The sequence below is a fragment of the Gordonia sp. PvP123 genome (assembly GCF_040547295.1).
GTDB lineage: Bacteria > Actinomycetota > Actinomycetes > Mycobacteriales > Mycobacteriaceae > Gordonia > Gordonia terrae.
The window spans coordinates 278,143-297,439 of record NZ_JBEPPN010000007.1; the positions used below are offsets into that span (position 1 = coordinate 278,143).

Consider the following 19,297-nt stretch of genomic DNA (forward strand, 5'->3'; position numbering starts at 1 on the left):
CCGTCGGCTGGTACGTGGACGTACCAGCTGACTGCGGCGAGAGGACCCGACGCCCGTGAACACACCGACCCGAAGCGGCGAGGCGGTACTCCCGCCCACCACGTCGATCCCGTCCGCCGTCCAGGGCCTCGGTGCGGTCGTCTCGCGGCGACACTTCTTCCGGTATCTCCACGACCGGCACGGATCGGCCTTCACCGTGAACCTGCCCGTCTTCGGTCCGACAGTCGTCATCTCCGACGCCGCGATGGCGCGCGAGTTGTTCACGTCGGGCGACAAGGTCGAGAACGTCCAGCCCAACCTCGGCCGCATCCTGGGCACCGGATCGATGTTCGCACTGGAGGGCGCCCGACACCGCGCCCGACGCAAGCTGCTCACCCCGCCGTTGCACGGCAAGCCGATTCGGTCCTACGAGCAGATCGTGGTCGACGAGGTCCGCGCCGAAACCGCTGACTGGCGCCACGGGGTCGAGTTCGCCTGCATCGAACCGATGATGCGCATCACCCTGAACGTGATCCTTCGCGCCGTCTTCGGCGCTGAGGGGAACGATCTCGACCGGCTCCGCGACATGATCCCCCCGATGGTGACCGTCGGGTCGCGCGCCGCGACGGTACCCCCGCTCCCCCGTCTCCTCCGGCCGGTCGACCCCAATCACCGGTACGCGCGCCGCAATGTCGAATACCGCCACTACGTGGGCGGCCTGATCACCAAGGCGCGCAACGATTCCCGCCTGGACGAACGCACCGACATCCTCGCGATCATGCTCCGCAGCACCTACGACGACGGCAGCCCGATGAGCGACGACGAGATCGCCGAGGAACTGCTCACCATGCTCGCCGCCGGACACGAGACCACGGCCACGACCCTCGCGTGGGCGCTCGAGCGACTGCGGCGCCACCCCGAGGTGTTGCGCCGGCTCGTGGCCGAAGTGGACGCCGGCGGACACGACTACCGCCACGCCACGATCCTGGAGGTCCAGCGAAGCCGACCCGTCATCGACTTCGCCGGCCGGCATGTGGTCGCCGATCATCTCGATCTCGGCGAGTGGCGGATCCCGAAGGGATACAACGTGCTCGTCTCGATCGCCCTCCTCCACGACGACAGCCGCGAATTCGCCCGGCCCGAGCGCTTCGACCCGACCCGCTTCCTGGGCACCAAGCCCTCGTCGGCGTGGCTGCCGTTCGGCGGCGGGACCCGGCGGTGCATCGGGGCGGCGTTCGCCACCATGGAGATGGACGTGACGCTGCGGACGCTGCTGGAGGACCACGAGCTGCTGCCGACCGCCGAACGGTCCGAACGCTGGTTCTCGCGCGGAGTGGCCTATGCCCCGTCTCGCGGCGGGCGGATCGCGGTCTTACCACGCTGAGCCCCGCCTGACGCCGTCTCGAACGTGACGGGTCCCACTTTCTCCCTGTGACCTTCGTCATCGAACGCGGCCGAACACGCGTGCTCGAGAACCCCCACGGAATTGCGGGATGCGCTGGGAATTCGCCGCAAAGCTAACAGCGTTATCCGGACGTTATCCGAACCCCGCAGGTCACGGCGTCGACGTGACCCAGCCGTTACCGAACCCGTATGGTCGCCCACGGTCCGAGATCAACTGTCCTGCCAACCCCGGGGCAGTGAGGAGGAACGAAGACCATGCGTATGACCAAGACCCACATGACCAAGCTCGTCGCCCGCGCCGCGATCGTCGGTGCACTGACCGCCGCCCCCTTCGGGATGCTGGCGTCCACCGCACATGCGGCAGGCGGCAACTGGGACGCGGTCGCTCAGTGCGAGAGCGGCGGCAACTGGGCCACCAACACCGGCAACGGATACTACGGCGGCCTCCAGTTCTCGATGAGCACCTGGCAGGCCAACGGCGGAACCGGCAACCCGGCAGACGCCTCCCGTGAGGAGCAGATCCGCGTCGCGGAGAACGTGCTCGCTTCGCAGGGCGCCGGAGCCTGGCCGACGTGCGGCGCCAACCTCTGACGCACGCACCGGCGCAGCATGCGCCGTGAGGCCGTGCAGTCGTTGACACGACGAGGCCGGCGGGTCCATCCAGGACTCGCCGGCCTCGTTGCGTCTGACGCCGCCTACGGTTCTGACGCTGCCTACGGCGTGGGTGCGGCGTCGTCCCCGCTGTCCCCGACAGTCGTGTCCAGCGCGCTCACCGCGATGCCATACGGCAGGAATCGCACGTTGCGGCGTGGATCGGTGTTGCTCTTGTTGGCGCGCAACGCGTCGAGTTCGGTGGCGTAGACCTGCTCGACCCGGGCACCGCCGTCGTCCTCGACGACGAAGACCGCCCAGACACCGGAGCCGGCCTCGCCGGTGGTCTCTTCGCGCGGCTTGGTGCGCGTGCGCCCGCGGGCGGCCTCGTCGAAGAACATCGAGAAGGCCGCCGGCCCGGCCTGCCCCTCGAAGAGCTTGCCGAACACGTCACGCAATCCGTCCCCGGCCTCCCGTGCGAACCGGTCGAAGTCCTCGGGGCCGAAGTTGAATGAGCCGCCGAAGCCGCTGTTGTCGCTCATGATGTTCCCTTCCTCCGGCGCCCTGACGGGCCGCCGGCCAACTCAGCCCAGTCTCCTCACAAATCCGCGGCTTCGCCACCCGCGTTCTCGGTCTCGTCGAGCCGCTGATGCAGTCGGGCACGAACGTCATCGGCCGAATAGGACTTCCGTTGCCGTTGATCCCGCGCGACCATCACCCCGCCGGTGGCCACCCCGACCGCGCCCGCCAATCCCAGCCATTTCCAGAGGTTCCTCATGCGGGCAGGATAGGTCGCTCGGCCCGGGGACGCATTAGCCTTCATTCGTGCCCACCAGCAGAATTCTCTTCGGCCGAGACCGCGCCGACGCCGGCATCTCGTTGACCGACGCACTCGACGCCACCCGCACCGGCGACATCTGGCTCTTCCGTGGTCATTCCGGGCCCGACCGGGCCATCCGCACGCTGACCAATGCGCCGGTGAACCACGTGGCGATGGCGGTGTGCATCGACGATCTGCCCCCACTGCTCTGGCACGCCGAGCTCGGCGATCGCCTGACCGATGTGTGGACCGGATCGAACCATCGCGGCGTTCAGTTGCACGACGCGCGAGAAGCCGTCGAGCAATGGATGATCCGCTACAAGCAGGCGTGCTGGTTCCGTCAGCTCACTCCGGAGGTCACCCTCGATCAGGAGAACGCTCTGCTCAAGGTGATCGCCGAACTCGACGGGACACCGTTCCCGACGACCGCACGCCTGGCCGGACGGTGGTTTCGTGGCCGGGTGCCCAACTCGATCGATCTCGTCCGGGGCATCCCCTACCTCGACCGCAAGGTCCGTCAACGACGCGATGAACGGCAGCAGCGCCGCAACCGCACCACCGACGGCGCCGGACTCGAAGCCGCCTACTGCGCCGAGGTGGTGGCGATCACCTACCGCGAGATGGGCATCCTCGATACGTCGAAGGATTCCAACTGGTTCGACCCCGGGCGATTCTGGAGCGGCGACGATCTCCCCCTCCACGCGCCGCATGACCTCACCCCGGAAGTCGGGGTCCGGCTCGACTGACCTCTGCGCGCGGGCGCCGGTCATCCGCCCCCGAACGCCTCATCCGGCACCGAACGCCCGGAGCGCCGCCTCGACCAATGCGTCGGCATACGCCGGGGTCAGCGGTCCGCTGCGGTGTAACCACCGTTGGAACAGTGGGGCGTAGAGCATCTCGAGGAACAGGTCGAGGTCGGTTCCGGGCGGCAGCTGACCGTCGCGCTCGGCAACACGGAGTCGAGCCTTCTTGGCATCGTCCAACGGTCGCGACAGCTTCTCCCGGTACTCCGTCGCGAGGTCGGCGTCGTTCGCGATCTCGGTGTTGACCGCCCGGATCAGCCGGTCGAAGGACGGATCGCCGAACTCCGCGACCGTCGCTCGCACGACCTGCTTCAGGTCGGCCTCGAGATCCCCGGTGTCCGGCAGGACGACCGACTGTCCGTCGGCATCTTCGCTCAGGGCCAGCACGGCCGCGAAGACGACCGCACTCTTCGACGGCCACCGCCGATAGATCGTCTGCTTGCCGACGCCGGCACGGGCAGCGATCGCCTCGACGGTGACCTTGTCGTACGGCTCTTCGACGACGAGGGCCCGGGTCGCCTCGAGAATCGCCTGGCGAGACCGCTCCTTTCGACGTGAGTGGTCCGGTCCGGCGTCGTTCCTCATGTCGCCAGGCTAGTACACGAAACGAGACGGTCCGTCTTGACACCCGACGCCGGGACGTCTAACTTACTTTCGAGACGGAACGTTCCGTTTACTTGAGGAGGCGACCATGTCAACCCCACGGGTCTGGTTCATCACCGGTGCGTCCCGCGGACTCGGGCGAGCGTTCGCCGAGGCGGCCCTCGCCGCCGGCGATCGTGTCGTTGCCGTCGCCCGCGACGTGGATCCGCTGGCGCCGCTGGTCGAGCGATACCCCCAGCACCTGCGCCCGCTGTCGCTGGACGTCACGGACCGGCAGGCCGTGTTCGACGGTGTCGAGAAGGCGGTTGGCGCTTTCGGCCATCTGGACATCGTCGTCAACAATGCAGGCGGAATGCTCTACGGGATGGTCGAGGAAGCCTCCGAAGCGCAGATCCGGGCGCATCTCGACCTGAACTTCTTCGGAGCCGTCTGGGTCGCGCAGGCGGTGCTGCCCCACCTGCGCGCCCGCGGCGGCGGACGCCTGCTGCAGGTCACGTCGATGGGCTCCGGCGGTGGGATGGCCACCGTCGGCTATTACGGAGCCGGCAAGGCGGCGCTCGACTCGGTCAGCGAGGCGCTGGCGATGGAGGTCGAGCAGTTCGGCGTCAAGGTCACCATCGTGCAGATGGGCGGCTACGACACCGGGTTGTTCACCACCGGGACGACCACCACCGAGCCGATGTCGCAGTATCAGGATCTGCGCACCGGGATGGAGGAGTCCTGGGGTGACGACGCCGGGCCGTCACCGGCCACCGCCGCGCCGGTCATCCTGCAACTCGTGGCGCTCCCCGACCCGCCTCGACGGCTGATCCTCGGGAGCCAGTCGTACGATCACGTGCTGGAGATGGACCGGGCGCGTGCGGAGAACTATCGGGCATGGGAGCACCTCAGCCGACAAGCGCCCGGCTGAGGCACCCCGCAACTTCCTCCAACTAGATTGTCATCGCTTCGCGCACAGCGGTTTCCGCAGTCGAACCGCCGTCACCCGACGACGTCACACGCCCGCTCTCCAGCACGTAGTACCGCTGCGCCGCCTCGAGGGCGAAACCGATGTGCTGCTCGACGAGGAGCACTCCCAGTCCGCCGCGCTCGGTGAGCGTGGTGATGGTCTGCTCGATCTCGGCGACGACCGAGGGCTGAATGCCCTCGGTCGGCTCGTCGAGGATCAGCATCCGCGGTTCGGTGATGAGAGCGCGAGCGATCGCCAGCTGTTGACGCTGGCCCCCGGACAGCAGGCCGGCGCGTCGTCCCAGCAATTCCTTGAGTGCCGGGAACATGTCCAGCATCTCGGCAACCAGCTCCTTGCCACGTTTACGACCGTCCGCCACGACCTGCAGATTCTCGGCAGTCGTGAGGTGACCGAAACTCTGCTGCCCCTGCGGCACATACGCGATGCCGTGCCCCACGCGGGCGCTGGGTCGCGCCCGGGTGATGTCGATGCCGTCGAACGTGATCGTGCCCTTGGTGGTCTTGACGAGCCCGACAGCTGCGCGCAACAGAGTGGTCTTCCCCGCTCCGTTGTGTCCCATCACCGCGACGACGCCGTCGGTGGGTACCTCGATGTCGACCCCGTGGATCACCTCGGTGCGCCCGTAGCCCGCATGGATCCCGGAGAGTTTCAGCATCATTCAGCCCCTGTCCTGAGTCGATGGCGTGGAGAGTCCGGCGGTGTCGGTCTCGGCGGCGATCTCCTCGAGTTCCTCACCGCCCGCGGCGGTTCCGAGGTACACCTCCTGGACCTTCGGATTGGCCTGGACCTCGGCGACCGTGCCCTCGGCGAGCACCCGCCCGCGGGCGAGCACCGTGACCGAGGTCGCGAAGGACCGCATGAAGTCCATGTCGTGTTCGACGACCACCACCGTGCGCTCACCCCCGATGCGACGCAACAGGTTCCCGGTCTCCTCCCGCTCCTCGTGACTCATGCCCGCCACCGGCTCGTCCAGCAGCAGCACGGAGGCGTTCTGTACCAGCAGCATCCCGATCTCGAGCCACTGTTTCTGCCCGTGGGCGAGCACCCCGGCCGGCGTCTCGGCCAGATGCTGCAGGCCGATGGTCTCGAGCGCCTCCGCGATCGAGTCCGGGATCTGAGCCGGCCGTCGCCGGAGCATCGTCCACACCGACCGCCCCGCGCCCGCGGCGATGTCGAGGTTCTGCAGCACGCTGAGTTCCTCGAAGACGCTGGCGGTCTGGAACGTTCGGCCCACACCGAGACGCGCGATCTGGTGCACTTTCTTGCCGACGAGTTCGACCCCGGACTTCTGGATCGACCCGGTCGGCTTCACCAGTCCGGTGATCGCGTCGATGATCGTGGTCTTGCCGGCCCCGTTCGGCCCGATCAGGAACCGCAGATCACCCTGCAGCAGAGTCAGATCGACGTCGGAGACCGCCTTGAAGCCGTCGAACTCCACACTGAGACCGCGCACCTGGAGGTAGTCGCTGTCCATCCCGGCGTTGCCACCGGCGACGGGCAGGTGCTCGACGACCGTCGATTCCGCTTCGGTCATGACGACGCTCCTACCTTGCTGACGGTGTGTTCATCGATGTCACCGGTCGGCGACGAGTCCGGGGCTCTCCGCCGCCGCCACTTGATCAATGCCCCGAGTCCGGCCAGACCGGCCGGGAAGAAGCCCACGACCACGATGAACAGGATGCCCTGGGCGTAGGTCCACCCGGACGGGAAGTTCTCCGACAGACTGGTCTGCGCCCAGGCCACCGCGATGGCGCCGAGCACCGGGCCGAGAAGCGTTGTGCGCCCGCCGATCGCGACGCCGATCAGGAAGGCGATCGAGGGCACGATCCCGACGTCCGCGGGTGAGATGATGCCGACGATGGGAACGAACATGGCGCCCGCGATGCTCGCGAACAGCGCCGCGATCGCGTAGGCGACGACCTTGGTGTTGGCCGGGTCGTAACCGAGGAATCGGACCCGCTCCTCCTGGTCGCGGACGGCGACCAGCAGTTCGCCGTACCGGCTGTACATCAGCTGTCGCGTGATGGCCACGACGGCGAGCAGGATGGCCGCGGTGATGAAGAACAGCAGCTGCCGGTTCACCGGGTCGTTCAGGGCCAGGCCGAAGAAGCTGCGAAATCGGTTGAGCCCGTTGCTGCCACCGGTGGTCTGCTGACCGATGAGCAGGATCGCGAAGGCCGCGGCGAGCGCCTGCGACAGAATAGCGAAGTAGGCGCCCTTGACCCGCCGTTTGAAGACACCCAGACCCAGCAGGATCGCGAGGAACGTGGGCACCAGCAGGATGCCCAGGATCGTCACCACCGGTGAGGCGAACGGCTTCCAGTACCCGGGCAGGTCGCTGATCCCGGCGATCTGCATGAAATCGGGCACGTCGTCGCCGCGCAGTTCGGCGTCGGAGATCTTCAGGTGCATCGCCATGATGTACGCACCGAGACCGAAGTACACGCCCTGCCCGAGGGTGAGCATGCCGCCACGCCCCCAGGCCAGGCCGATACCGACCGCGACGATGCCGAAGCACAGGAACTTGCCGAGCAGATTGAGGCGGAAGTCCGACAGGACGGCGGGCGCGACCGCGAAGAGCAGGATCGCCGCGAATCCGAACCCCGCCCAGACCTTCCACGAAGCGCTGAAATAGTCCTTCACACAAGACTCCTCGACTGGACCGTGAACAACCCCTGCGGCCGGATCTGCAGGAAGATCACGATGATGACGAACACGGCGACCTTCGCCACCGACGCCGTCGTGTTGTATTCGATGAACGAGTTCAGGACGCCGAGGGCGATGGCCGCGATGACCGCGCCCTTGATCTGGCCCAGGCCGCCGATGACGACCACCAGGAACGCGTCGATCAGATAGGTCATCCCGGTGTTCGAACTGGTGGAGCCGATCAGGGTCAGTGCCACACCGGCGACGCCGGCGAGCCCCGAGCCGATGAAGAACGTCGTGATGTCGGTACGGCGGCTGGAGATCCCGCTCGTCTCGGCCAGATCGCGATGCTGGACGACCGCGCGGATCCGCCGTCCCATCGGCGTGTACTTCATGGTGACCGCGATCGCGGTCACGGCCACGATGGCCAGCAACATGATGAACAGGCGCGTCTTGGGGACGACCGCACCGAGGATGTCGACGCCACCGGACAACCACGACGGCGCCACCACGTCGACCGCCGGTGCGCCGAAGATGTCCCGGGCCAGCTGCTGGAGGATGAGTCCCACGCCGAACGTCACGAGAAGTGTGTCCAGCGGCCGGTCGTACATCCGCTTGATCAGCGTGACCTCGAGCAGGACCCCCATCAGACCACCGACGAGAAACCCGATGACGAGCGAGACGAGCAGGGACACCCCGGCATCGGAGATCAAGTACTCCTGCACCGTGTACGCGGTGTAGGACCCGGCCATGATGAACGACCCGTGGGCCATGTTGATGACGCCCATCTGCCCGAAGGTCAGGGACAGGCCGAGAGCTGCGAGGAGCAGAATCGAACCGAGGCTGAGCCCGGTGAAGAGCTGCCCGATAACGGTTTCCACGTGTCTATCCGTTCGTCGGCGGCGGGTGCCGCGTTCGCCAGGAGGGACCGTGCGCGACCCGTCCCGCGTCAGGTGGACGCGGGACGGGTCGTCGACGGTGTCAGTTGCTCAGGCCCTCGGCCCACGGGTACGACTTCAGGTAGGGGTCCGGTTCGATCGGCTGACCCGAGTCCCACACCGTGTAGATCAGTCCGTCGCCGCGGATCTCACCGATCCGAGCGGTCTTGGTGATGTGGTTGTTCTCGCCGTCGATCGTGACAAGACCCTCGGGAGCGTCGAAAGTGACGCCGCCGGCGGCTTTCTGGACATCCGCGACGGCAAAGGACTGGGCCTTCTCGACGGAGTTCTTCCACAGATACACCGAGACGTAGGCGGCTTCCATCGGGTCGGAGGTCGGCTTGTTCGCGCCGTAGGCGGCCTTGTAGTCACGGACGAACGACACGTTCGCCGGGTTGTCGACGGTCTGGTAGTAGTCCCACGCGACCAGCTGGCCCTCGATGTTGTCCACACCGATGCCGCCCACCTCCTCCTCGGCGATCGACACCGAGACGACGGGCATGGCCTGCGGGGTGAGCCCGACGTTCTTGTACTCACGGAAGAACGCCACGTTGGAATCGCCGTTGAGAGTGTTGAACACGGCGTCGGCGTCGGCGGTGCGGACCTTGTTGACGATGGTCGAGAAGTCCGTCGAACCGAGCGGGGTGTAGTCCTCGCCCTTGATCTCGATACCGTTGGCCTCGGCGTACGCCTTGATGACCCGGTTGGCGGTCTGCGGGAACACGTAGTCGCTACCGACCAGGTAGAGCGACTTCACGCCCTCCTCTTTCAGGTACTCGAGCGCCGGCACGATCTGCTGATTCGTCGTCGCGCCGGTGTAGAAGATGTTCGGCGACGACTCGAGCCCCTCGTACTGCACCGGGTAGTAGAGCAGGGAGTTGTTGTCCTCGAAGACGGGCAGCATGGCCTTGCGGCTCGACGAGGTCCAGCCGCCGAACACCGCTGCGACGCAGTCGCTGGAGATCAGCTTCTCGGCCTTCTCGGCGAAGATCGTCGGTTCGGAGGCGCCGTCCTCGCCGATGAGCTGCACCTGCTTGCCCAGGACACCGCCGTTGTCGTTGATCTGATCGACGGCGAGCTTGATCGAGTCACGAACGGTGACCTCGGAGATCGCCATCGTTCCCGACAGCGAGTTCAGCGACCCGACCTTGATGGTGTCGCCGGAGGTGTCGACGCACGATTGCGCATTCGACGCCGATTCCTCGCTGGCCGAGCTGCCGCAGGCACTGAGGACCAGTGCCACCGCGGAGAGGGCCGCGGGGACGAGAATGCCGTACCGCCGCCGGCGTGACCGGGTGGTGGTGGGCGGCGGGGTGTCGGCCGGCAGGGAGCCGGACGGCAACGGAACAGACGGCATCGGCGGAGCCTTTCTCACTACGTCACTGGTCCACTCAGGTGGGGGCACGACGAACACGCGGCTGTCACCGCTTGACCCCCGATGAGATACGCGCCGCAACAAAGCTTGCGATCTGGCGTATGGGGGGTAAACGTATTTTGACTTTGTTACACCGGCGTGACGTGAGATGAATTCGATGTTTCTGCTTCCGGACGCGTCACCGCAGCCGAGTTCCGCTGAATCCCGTTGGCCTCATTGACGATTCAGAGAGGCCCAGTTTGACACAAGGACCCACAGGCGCTAGTGGGCGAATGAGGCCTCGACGTCGGCGCGGGTACGCTCGGGGTCGGATCCGAGCTCATATCGCGGAAGAGTGTGCGGCACAGTGGTCCCCCGCGCCACGCGGCGGCGCGCGGCCGCGAACTCCGGCGCCTCCCCCATCGTGAGATGCGCCGAGTTGATGATGCTCCACACCGCACTCCGGCGCGCACGCCGCTCGATCGGATTGGGCGCCCGATACATGATCAGCTGTTTCGCCCAGCGCGGCATCGTGTCACGGATCGCCCAGTCCACGGCACCCTGGGCCGGGTTGCGCACATTCAGCCCGGTCGCCATCGCATTGCCGTGCGTCAGAGCCAGTTTCGGCAGATACTCCTCGAGACAGGTGAGAGTGTCGGCCTTGGTCGTCGGCAGATCGGTACCACCGAGCGCATGGCCGACCCGGACGAATTCCCGGTAGTAGGCGTCGAGCTCGCCTCCGCGCAGCGGCTGCGGGTGGTAGATCTCGTGTGCGGTCGCGATGCCCCAGACCACCGTCGCGTAGTTCCACCGCAACCAGGACGGGTCGTCGGCGTCGTAGGCCGCACCGTCGGGGCGGACGCCCTTGATGGTGTGGTGCATCGCGCGAACCGTTCGTGCCAAACGTTCGGCGGACTCGGTGGACCCGTATGCGGTTCCCATGAAAAATGCCAGCGAGTGCCCGAGCCTGGTCATGGCACCGTCGGGATCGATGGACAGGGTCGGGGTACCGTCCTCGCGTCGCCGGACCAGCCGCGAATGGTGTACGCCCATCCAGAAGATGCTCGGGTCCAGACGTTCGAGGTACGACGCGCACTGGAGACCGAAGATGAGTGCCGGGGTGTGCGAGTGGACGTACCAGGTCGCGCTGTCCGGCCCGAACCAACCGGGGTCCCCGGCGGGATTCTCGAAGTCCATTCCGCGGAAGAACTTCGCACGGACGCGGGCGTCGAACTTGCCGTTGAGCCAGGACCCGACGAACTCGTGCGGGAGCCGGACGGGGACCCGGTCGGTGGACGGCAGCCGGAGGGGAGCCAGGGACACAGTCATCTACAGACCTTCCGCTCGGGCCGACCATCGGTCACCGTCGTGTCCAGACTAGTCCTTTGGCTACGGGTGTGACCAGATCCGGTACGGCCGGGTCACCGCCGACTATGGTGAGACGATGTCATCACCGACCCGCTGGGCGGGCGTACCGCTCGCGGACCGCCGCGCAGAGCGCAGATCCGACCTGATCGCGGCCGCCTTCGACATCTTCGGGGGCGTCGGCGTCGAGTCCGAGCTGTCGGTCCGCTCCGTGTGCCGGCACTGCGGCTTCAACACCCGATACTTCTACGAGAGCTTCGCCGACACCGATGAGCTGCTCGGAGCCGTCTACGACGCCACCGCCGCAGAGCTCGGCGCGGTGGTCATGGCGGCGATGGCCGACGCAGAGCCCGCGGTCCGGTCACGCACTCGGGCGGGTATCCGCGCGGTCCTCGGGCACGCATCCTCCGACCCCCGCCGCGGTCGCGTGTTGTTCACCGCGGGGGTGACCAATCCTGTTCTCGCCCAACGGCGCGCCGAGGCCCAGGCGATGCTGCGCGACATGGCGTTCGCCGAGGCCGACGCCCTGGACACCGATCGGCTCACCAGCCGGGTACGAGCCGCCGTCTTCACCGGCGCCATGGCCGAGCTGGTGCAGCAGTTCTTGGCCGGCAGCCTGGGCGACGACCTCGACCGCGTCGTCGACGAGGCGATGGCCACCCTGCTACCCACCCGGACCTCGTAGCGGCAATCCGCGCCGTGGACGCACTGTCGCTATGGGATCGAGGTTCCGAGGCGTGTCATGAGACCACGATCGAGGGCACGGATCATGATGAGGCACCCGAGTCCGGACAGGACCAGCCCGGTCGCGAAGATCGCTGGGAACCCGAAGAGATCGCCCACGATGCCCGCGGCGAATCCGGCCGCGCCCTGCACTCCGACCACCGCGCAGGCGAACAACGTGTAATCGCTGCCCTCATACCCCTTTTGGCAGGCGTCCATCATCAGCGTGAACACCGCGACCGTCGCCGCCCCGCCCAGGATGTGTTCGGCGAGACTGGCCGTGACCACGAGCCAGAAGCCGCCGACCCCCATCGACGCCACCAGATACAGGCCGAGACTGAGCGTCTGGGTGACTCCGCCGACGAGCAGCGCGTGCCGCCGACCGTAGGTGTAGGCGAGCCACCCGCCCAGCGCCGCCCCGCCGAGTGCCCCGGCCGACGACAGCGCACCTTCGACAAGCGCGATTTGCCCCAGGGTGAGCCCGATGTCGGACATGAACGGGCCGACCAGAGCCGATGCCATCGAGTTGCCGAACTTGAAGGCGCCGACGACGAGGATGAAGCCGATCACGCCGGGGCGTCGGAGCCGCGACGCCCACCCCGTCAGCAGCAAGGCAGGTGACACCGACCTCGGCTGCCCGGGCGTCGCATCACCCCGGCGCGGCCCGGGGTCACGGGCGAGGAACCACACCCCGACGGTGACCGCGAACAGCAGCACCGACATCACGACGAAGAGAGCACGCCACCCGGCGAGGGAGAACAACCAGAGAAGTCCGCCGCCGCCGGCGATCATGCCGATCCGATAGGCGCCCACCTGGATTCCGTTGCCCAGACCACGCTGCCGCGGCTCGAGCATCGACACGGCGAGACCGTCGGTCGCGATGTCCTGCGTCGCCGAGAGCAGGTTGATGACGGCGATTCCCACCAGCAGCCAGACCAGGGTCCCGGACAGGTCGAGGCACGCGAGGACGAGCGCGACGACCGCCGACGACAACTGCAGCGTGAGCAGCCATCTGCGTCGGGTGCCGTAGGCGTCGACGTAGGGCGCCCAGAGAAACTTCAGACCCCACGGCGCGAACAGCAATCCGTAGAGGCTGATCTGGGTCAGCGAGTAACCTTCCTCACGAAGGATGACGGGTATCGCCTGACTGAAGAACCCGTAGGGCAGACCCTGCGCGAAGTACAGCACCGTGAGCAGTACCAGGGTGCCGACCGCGAGCCGGCCGGCGCGCGGAGTCGACATGGACCGCGGAGTCGACATGAGTGACATCATGCCTCACCGGAGCGTGACGGTGACTGTCACACGATGCGCCTCGCACGCGCGTCAGCGCGAGCCCGTGGCGCGCGAGGCGATGCCGTCGAGGATCAGCTGCAACCCGAAGTCCTCCTCGTCGGCCTCGCCGCCCGCGCTCTGCATCGCCGCGAACAGGTACGGGAACTGGGCGGGATCGGCGAGACCGGCCAGCACCTGCTCGAAATCCGACTCCACGTCGGTACCCGTCGCCCGAAGCATCTCGATCTCCAGCCGAGTCGCCGACAGCACGTACTGTGCGAGCAGGCCGAGGATCTCGAGTTTGTCCTCACCGGGCAGGTCGAAGTCCTTCAGGATCTCGAAACCCGCTTCCATCCAACGCATTCGACGTGGCCCCGGCACCGCGACCGTCAGCGGCAGTTCGAGGAACCAGGGTCGCTGCACCATGCCGTCGATCTGCGCCCGCGTCCACGCCGCCAGATCCTCGCGCCACGCCCCCCGGCGCGGCGGTAACGAGAGTTGGCCTGCCACCGCATCCACCATGAGACTCAGCAGTTGAGCCTTGCCGGACACATGGCGATACAGGGCCATGGCCGAACAGCCCAGCGCCTCGCCGACGCGTGCCATCGAGACCGCGTCGAGCCCTTCCCTGTCCGCGATACCGATCGCCGCGTCGACGATCTGATCGAGATCGAGAGCCGGTTTGGGACCACGGGTGCCCGCCTTACCTCCTGTCCACAGCCGTCGCAGCGTCTCGTCCCCACCGACTGCCATTCGCGATCCTCCTTGCCGCGACCCTTGCCGTCGCACATAACTGCGTCTAGTGTACGCAGTTACTGTCATAAACAGTTTTGGACATAAACAGATTGGAGTCCGGCCATGCCCGGTCGAGATCGTTCGTCACCCATCGCCGTCGAGGCAGTCGGCCTCACCAAATCCCTGGGCCGCGGGGACAACCGTGTGCCCGTTCTCCGTGGACTCGACCTCGAAGTCGCGGCGGGCGAGGTCGTCGCCCTCCTCGGCCCGAACGGGGCAGGCAAGACCACCACGGTGCGCATCCTGTCCACGCTCACCCGCCCGGACGGCGGGACCGCCCGCGTGGGTGGCTTCGACGTGGCCACCCAGCGTCGCCGGGTTCGCGAGATCATCAGTCTCACCGGCCAATACGCTGCCGTCGACGACAAACTCACCGGCCGCGAGAACCTCACCATGATGGGCCGGCTGGCCCATCATCGGCGGCCGACCGTCGATTCCCGGGTCGACGAACTGCTGATCGCGTTCGATCTCACCGATGCCGCCGACCGGCTGGTCTCGACCTACTCCGGCGGCATGCGCCGCCGTCTCGACCTCGCCGCAGGTCTGCTGGACCGGCCAGTGGTGCTCTTCCTCGACGAACCGACCACCGGCCTGGACCCCCGCAGCCGCCAGATGCTGTGGCAGGTCATCGACGACGTGGTCGCCCAGGGAACGGCGGTCCTGCTGACCACGCAGTATCTCGAGGAAGCCGACCGCCTGGCCGACCGCGTCGCTCTCATCAGCGGCGGCCGGATCGGGACCGCCGGCACGCCGGACGAGTTGAAACGCCGCGTCGGCGAGGCAGCACTCGAGTTCGTCGTGCCGACCCCGGCCGAGGCAGCGGCGCTCGCCCACGATCTCGCGGGATTCCGGCCGTCGGTGCAGGCGAACACCGTTCGCGTTCCCACCGACCGCTCGGTCCCCCACACGCGCGCGATACTCGAGACCGCGGAACGCACCGCGGTCACCGTCGCGTCCTGGGAATTGCGCTCCCCCACACTGGATGACGTGTTCCTGGCCGCAACCGGTCAGACGGCTGCCCCGGCGAACGACGTGGAGGTCGCGGCATGAGCGTCCAGACGTCCGCACCGCAGCAGCGGCTCGCACCGCACCGGGGGGCAGTGCCACTGCTCCGCAACCTCCGCATCGACGCGACCACGATGTTCTGGCGTTCGTTGCGCACGGTGAGCCGCGATCCTGACGAGCTGATCCTCGCGCTCGTTCTGCCGATCGCCATCATGCTGATGTTCGTCTACGTTTTCGGCGGCGCGATGTCCGTGGGGACCGACTACATCACCTATGCGACCCCGGGAGTCATCCTGTTGTGCGCGGGATATGGCGCATCCAACACCGCCCTGGCAGTGGCGAACGACATGAACGGTGGAATCATCGACCGCTTCCGTTCGATGCCCATGGTCGGGGCAACCGTGTTGTTCGGCCACGTCGCGGCCAGCCTGGTGAAGAACTCGGTGTCCACCGCGGTCGTCCTGCTCGTCGCGATCGCCATCGGTTTCCGGCCCTCGGCATCGCCGGCCGAGTGGCTCGGTGCGGCCGGAATCGTCCTCGCCTATGTCCTGGCGATCACCAGCCTTGCCGCGCTCATCGGGGTGTCGGTCCGAACTCCCGCAGCGGCAGGTGGTTTCGGCTTCGTCATGCTCTTCCTTCCGTATGTGTCGAGTGCATTCGTGCCACCCGAGACGATGCCGACCTGGCTGCGCGGATTCGCCGAGGCACAGCCGGTCACCCCGGTCATCGAGTCGATTCGGGCGCTGCTCGTCGGCGTGGGTACCGGCGGCTCACCGGTGCACGATCTGGCGTCGCAGGCCGCGACCGGAATCGCCTGGTGCGCGGCGATCACCCTGGTGTCCCTCGCCGCGGCGGGGTGGGTGTTCATGCGGAAAGGGCGGTGACCGCAGGGTTACGGCTAGCCGTTCGCGTCTTTCGTGAACGGCGCCGCCGCCTTTCGCGGCGAGGTCCCGGGCCGGGGCCGGTACCCGCTGACGATGGACATCCGGTTGAACGCGTTGATGGTCACCGCCGCCCAGATCAGGACCGCGGTCTGCTCGGTGTCGAGGATGTCCGTCGCCCGGTCGTAGGCCAGGTCGGCGGCGTCGTGGGCGGGTAGCTCGGTGACCAGTTCGGCGATCTCGAGAGCGGCCTGTTCGACGTCGTCGTAGAGGTCCGGTGCATCGCGCCACCCGGCGATGACGTCGATCTGCTGCGTCGACAGGCCCGCGGAACGGCCCAGTTGCGCATGGAGATCCATACAGTAGGCGCAGCCGTTGATCTGCGAGCACCGCAGATTGACCAGCTCGACGAGTGACCGGCTCAACCCGATCGATTCGGCGGCCGCCGCGACCTCGGCCGACACCGCGATCAGCTTCCGGTAGACCTGCGGTGTGGTCTTGTCGATTCGCACCCGTTGCGCAGGCATGGGCCAACAGTAGCTGTCGGGTCGGGTCAGCCCGCCATCGCGGGAAACGACAAGCTGACGAGCATCAGGGCGAACAGGAACCACGCGGCCCCCTGCCACATCGGCCACGTACCGCCTCGGCGGTAGGTGCGGTACGCGGTGATCAGCGCACCGATGCCACCGAGGAGGAACGCGCCGGGAACGAGCGATGCGAGGATCATGTTGCCGCGGTCGACGGACAGGAAGATCGCACAGGCGATCGCACCCAGCACGACGACGGCCACGACATAGAGCGCCGCCGACCGGTAGCTCCCGGAGTCCTGCGAGCGCTTCTCGACGTCGGCGCGTCCACGGTCGGAGGTGTCCTGCGAATCGGTCATGGGTCGGCGATACCCGTCCGGGCGGCCCGGTAATCACCCGCTCGCAGCCGGACCGCCACCCGGACACACGAAGCCCCCACGTCGTCTGGGTAGGACTACTCATCCATGCCGGAACGCGGTGGGTCATCGTCGGTTCATGACCACTCCCAGCAGCATGTTCGGCGACGATCCGGGTACTGCCACGCTTGCCCGGATCTCGACCGAGTTCGACGCCATCGCACGTCAGATGTCGACCGTGTCAGCCGAGTTCGCGGAGCTTCGACGCATCGTCGCCCACCCGGATGAGCCCGCGCGCGATATCGAGACCGCACCGCAGACTGCCACGGCCACTCCGTCTCCCGGGTTGAACCCGCCGACGGTGGCACCCACTCCGCCACAGGCCGTGCGGCCGCCACTCGTACCTCCGTCCCGCCCCTGGCCGCCGTCGGCACCGCCCTTCGCGTACCACCACCGGCCGCCGGCCGCTCCCCCGATGTCCCCACCGTCCCCGGGCGCCACCGTGGCGCCGCCACCGCCCCGGCCGACCGGCGCGCCGTCGCATCGTCCGCCCGCGTCGCCGGTCGGTCCGCCCGTCCTCCCGCCTCGGCCGGCCGGACCGTCGATGTCCGAACGGATCGGCGCCGCCGCCGAACGCGGACTGATCGGCAAGATCCTCGCGACCGCAGGCGTCGGTGTGACCCTCATCGGCGTCGCACTCCTCCTCGTCCTGGCCGCACAAGCCGGAATCCTCCGCCCGGAGTTCCGCGTCGCCGGCGGGGCGGTCCTCGCGGCGGCACTCATCGCCGGTGGGATGTGGCTGCGCGGCCGGAGCGATGGTCGGATCGGCGCCATCGCCCTGACGGCCACCGGCATCGCGGCCGGGTACCTCGACGTCCTGGCCGCGACCAAGATCTACGAGTGGCTGCCGATCGTGCCGGGACTCGGCGTCGCCGGACTCGTCGCGGCGGGTGGTCTCGTCTTGGCCCACCGTTGGCGCAGCGAACATCTCGGCCTGCTCGTCGTGGTGCCGCTGATCGTCCTGGCCCCGGTTCTCACCGGTGGACTCGACACCACCTTGATCGCATTCATGGTGGTGCTCTGCGCCGCGTCGGCGTGGGTCCAGTTCGGCCATGACTGGATCTGGCTGCATGCTGTCCGCCTGGCGGCACCCACGATCCCACTCACCCTCGTCGGGCTCTTCGGCCTCGCCGGGTGGAGTGCGCCCGGAAGCTCCGACCCGGTCTTCGCCGCCGCGGTCACCGTGGTCGTCGTCCTCGGCGTCGGCGGCGCGCTCATCGCGATGCCCACCACCAGTTTCCGGGAGGTCCTGGCGGGCCTCGCGAGTGCGACGACCATCCCGGCACTCTTCGCCGGCACGGCGATGCACCTACCCGGCGCGGTCATCCTGCAGACCTCCCTCGCCCTGGCCCTCATCGGCACCGTGTTGGTCGGCTCGGGACTCACGGGTTCGGGCGCCGTCACTCGTGTCATGCCCGACTCCGTCGCCCAGATCTGGTCCGGCACCGCGCTTCTCCTGCTGTTCGTCGCAGTGCTCGTGACCTTCGACGGGACCGTGGCGGTCGCCGTGCTGCTGGGGCTGGCCACGGTGACCGGCCTCGTCGCCCGGACGTGGTCGACGACCTCGCGTGTCCTCCTCGCCGGCAGTTCGGTCATCTGGGCGATCGGTTTCGCCGCCCTCCTCGACGCAGCGCCGCCGTACGTGCTCGCCGACGCCGACCTCATCGGACGCGACGCGAACCTGGAGATCGTTGTCGCGAGCCTGTTCGCTGCTGTGGGCGCACTCATCCTGGCCGCGGGTTGGGCGCGCCTGACCGACGAGAGAGTCTCTCGCGCAGCCCACATCGCGGCGGGGGTGGTCGTCGTCTACGCGCTCACCGCGATCAGCGTGACCGCCGGTGTGCTCGTCGGTGTGCCCGACGGATTCCTGGCCGGACACGTGCTGGCGACCACCTGCTGGATGGCCCTCGCCGGCGCCGCACTCGCGTATGCCCGACGACGTGGCGGCGCGGCGCGCACTGCCGCGGTCACCGGCGGTCTGGTCCTCGTCGCCGCGGCGATGGCCAAGCTGTTCCTGTTCGACCTGGCCACCCTCGACGGCATCTTCCGAGTGATCGTGTTCATCGTGACCGGACTCATCCTGCTCGGACTGGGCGCCTGGTACGCACGCGCCCTGCAGGGCGACCCGGTCGAACCGGATTCGGCGACAGCCGTGTGACTCTGCCGAACAGTATGACGTCGTGCCCGGAATGCGGGCACGACGTC

The 19,297-nt window shown here is 67.7% G+C and carries 21 protein-coding genes; 8 read left to right on the forward strand and 13 right to left on the reverse strand.

Annotated features, from left to right (window positions below):
- Positions 1–55 precede the first annotated feature (55 nt).
- A complete protein-coding gene (locus ABIC25_RS16050; protein WP_354562223.1) occupies positions 56–1,363 on the forward strand; it encodes a cytochrome P450 in 1,308 nt (435 codons plus the stop codon).
- Between the two features lie 275 nt (positions 1,364–1,638).
- Positions 1,639–1,974 (forward strand): transglycosylase family protein, encoded by a 336-nt coding sequence (locus ABIC25_RS16055; protein ID WP_004022526.1) that lies wholly within the window; start codon positions 1,639–1,641, stop codon positions 1,972–1,974.
- Between the two features lie 122 nt (positions 1,975–2,096).
- On the opposite strand, the gene ABIC25_RS16060 is transcribed toward ABIC25_RS16055, so the two are convergent.
- Both ABIC25_RS16060 and ABIC25_RS16065 read right to left on the reverse strand, forming a co-directional pair.
- A complete protein-coding gene (locus ABIC25_RS16060) occupies positions 2,097–2,516 on the reverse strand; it encodes an Rv0313 family protein (RefSeq protein ID WP_101821064.1) in 420 nt (139 codons plus the stop codon).
- A gap of 56 nt (positions 2,517–2,572) precedes the next feature.
- Positions 2,573–2,752: a hypothetical protein gene (locus ABIC25_RS16065; protein WP_033205713.1), complete on the reverse strand. Its 180-nt coding sequence runs from the start codon at positions 2,750–2,752 to the stop codon at positions 2,573–2,575.
- A gap of 47 nt (positions 2,753–2,799) precedes the next feature.
- Here ABIC25_RS16065 and ABIC25_RS16070 point away from each other — a divergent pair, with 47 nt between their 5' ends.
- Positions 2,800–3,540: a guanylate cyclase gene (locus ABIC25_RS16070; protein ID WP_248643125.1), complete on the forward strand. Its 741-nt coding sequence runs from the start codon at positions 2,800–2,802 to the stop codon at positions 3,538–3,540.
- Positions 3,541–3,579: 39 nt separating this feature from the next.
- Here the strand turns inward: ABIC25_RS16070 and ABIC25_RS16075 are convergent, their stop codons facing one another.
- Positions 3,580–4,182, reverse strand: a complete 603-nt coding sequence (locus ABIC25_RS16075; protein WP_248643126.1) for a TetR/AcrR family transcriptional regulator — start codon at positions 4,180–4,182, stop codon at positions 3,580–3,582.
- 106 nt (positions 4,183–4,288) lie between these two features.
- On the opposite strand from ABIC25_RS16075, the gene ABIC25_RS16080 reads away from it, so the two are divergent.
- A complete protein-coding gene (locus ABIC25_RS16080) occupies positions 4,289–5,110 on the forward strand; it encodes an SDR family NAD(P)-dependent oxidoreductase (protein ID WP_354562225.1) in 822 nt (273 codons plus the stop codon).
- Positions 5,111–5,132: 22 nt separating this feature from the next.
- On the opposite strand, the gene urtE is transcribed toward ABIC25_RS16080, so the two are convergent.
- The 6 genes from urtE to ABIC25_RS16110 all read right to left on the reverse strand — a co-directional run bounded on the left by urtE (position 5,133) and on the right by ABIC25_RS16110 (position 11,437).
- Positions 5,133–5,825 carry an urea ABC transporter ATP-binding subunit UrtE gene (gene urtE / locus ABIC25_RS16085; RefSeq protein WP_354562323.1) on the reverse strand — a complete coding sequence of 231 codons (693 nt, stop codon included), beginning with the start codon at positions 5,823–5,825 and terminating at the stop codon, positions 5,133–5,135.
- Between the two features lie 3 nt (positions 5,826–5,828).
- On the reverse strand, positions 5,829–6,704 hold the full coding sequence (urtD, locus tag ABIC25_RS16090) for an urea ABC transporter ATP-binding protein UrtD (protein ID WP_101821069.1): 876 nt from the start codon (positions 6,702–6,704) through the stop codon (positions 5,829–5,831).
- Positions 6,701–7,813, reverse strand: a complete 1,113-nt coding sequence (gene urtC, locus ABIC25_RS16095) for an urea ABC transporter permease subunit UrtC (RefSeq protein ID WP_101821070.1) — start codon at positions 7,811–7,813, stop codon at positions 6,701–6,703. Before urtC ends, urtD begins: the two co-directional genes overlap by 4 nt.
- Positions 7,810–8,697 (reverse strand): urea ABC transporter permease subunit UrtB, encoded by an 888-nt coding sequence (gene urtB / locus ABIC25_RS16100; RefSeq protein ID WP_004022535.1) that lies wholly within the window; start codon positions 8,695–8,697, stop codon positions 7,810–7,812. The genes urtC and urtB overlap by 4 nt, the downstream gene beginning before the upstream one ends.
- A 100-nt stretch (positions 8,698–8,797) precedes the next feature.
- Positions 8,798–10,111: an urea ABC transporter substrate-binding protein gene (urtA, locus tag ABIC25_RS16105; RefSeq protein ID WP_101821071.1), complete on the reverse strand. Its 1,314-nt coding sequence runs from the start codon at positions 10,109–10,111 to the stop codon at positions 8,798–8,800.
- 279 nt (positions 10,112–10,390) lie between these two features.
- Positions 10,391–11,437 carry an oxygenase MpaB family protein gene (locus tag ABIC25_RS16110; RefSeq protein WP_354562227.1) on the reverse strand — a complete coding sequence of 349 codons (1,047 nt, stop codon included), beginning with the start codon at positions 11,435–11,437 and terminating at the stop codon, positions 10,391–10,393.
- Between the two features lie 115 nt (positions 11,438–11,552).
- Here ABIC25_RS16110 and ABIC25_RS16115 point away from each other — a divergent pair, with 115 nt between their 5' ends.
- The gene (locus ABIC25_RS16115) at positions 11,553–12,158 is read left to right on the forward strand and encodes a TetR/AcrR family transcriptional regulator (RefSeq protein ID WP_354562229.1); all 606 of its coding nucleotides are present in this window, start codon (positions 11,553–11,555) and stop codon (positions 12,156–12,158) included.
- Positions 12,159–12,187: 29 nt separating this feature from the next.
- Here ABIC25_RS16115 and ABIC25_RS16120 read toward each other — a convergent pair whose 3' ends face one another.
- Positions 12,188–13,438: an MFS transporter gene (locus ABIC25_RS16120; protein WP_354562325.1), complete on the reverse strand. Its 1,251-nt coding sequence runs from the start codon at positions 13,436–13,438 to the stop codon at positions 12,188–12,190.
- 81 nt (positions 13,439–13,519) lie between these two features.
- Positions 13,520–14,221: a TetR/AcrR family transcriptional regulator gene (locus ABIC25_RS16125; RefSeq protein ID WP_354562230.1), complete on the reverse strand. Its 702-nt coding sequence runs from the start codon at positions 14,219–14,221 to the stop codon at positions 13,520–13,522.
- A 105-nt stretch (positions 14,222–14,326) separates the two neighbouring features.
- Here ABIC25_RS16125 and ABIC25_RS16130 point away from each other — a divergent pair, with 105 nt between their 5' ends.
- Together ABIC25_RS16130 and ABIC25_RS16135 are read left to right on the forward strand one after the other, a co-directional pair.
- A complete protein-coding gene (locus tag ABIC25_RS16130) occupies positions 14,327–15,313 on the forward strand; it encodes an ATP-binding cassette domain-containing protein (RefSeq protein ID WP_354562232.1) in 987 nt (328 codons plus the stop codon).
- Complete coding sequence (locus ABIC25_RS16135) at positions 15,310–16,152, forward strand: ABC transporter permease (protein ID WP_354562233.1); 843 nt, start codon at positions 15,310–15,312, stop codon at positions 16,150–16,152. The genes ABIC25_RS16130 and ABIC25_RS16135 overlap by 4 nt, the downstream gene beginning before the upstream one ends.
- Before the next feature lie 14 nt (positions 16,153–16,166).
- Here ABIC25_RS16135 and ABIC25_RS16140 read toward each other — a convergent pair whose 3' ends face one another.
- Both ABIC25_RS16140 and ABIC25_RS16145 read right to left on the reverse strand, forming a co-directional pair.
- Positions 16,167–16,676, reverse strand: coding sequence for a carboxymuconolactone decarboxylase family protein (locus ABIC25_RS16140; protein ID WP_354562235.1), 510 nt, complete (start codon positions 16,674–16,676; stop codon positions 16,167–16,169).
- Between the two features lie 26 nt (positions 16,677–16,702).
- Positions 16,703–17,035 carry a hypothetical protein gene (locus tag ABIC25_RS16145; RefSeq protein ID WP_354562236.1) on the reverse strand — a complete coding sequence of 111 codons (333 nt, stop codon included), beginning with the start codon at positions 17,033–17,035 and terminating at the stop codon, positions 16,703–16,705.
- Between the two features lie 136 nt (positions 17,036–17,171).
- Between ABIC25_RS16145 and ABIC25_RS16150 the strand changes: the two genes are divergently transcribed.
- Positions 17,172–19,250, forward strand: a complete 2,079-nt coding sequence (locus ABIC25_RS16150; RefSeq protein WP_354562237.1) for a DUF2339 domain-containing protein — start codon at positions 17,172–17,174, stop codon at positions 19,248–19,250.
- Positions 19,251–19,297 lie beyond the last annotated feature (47 nt).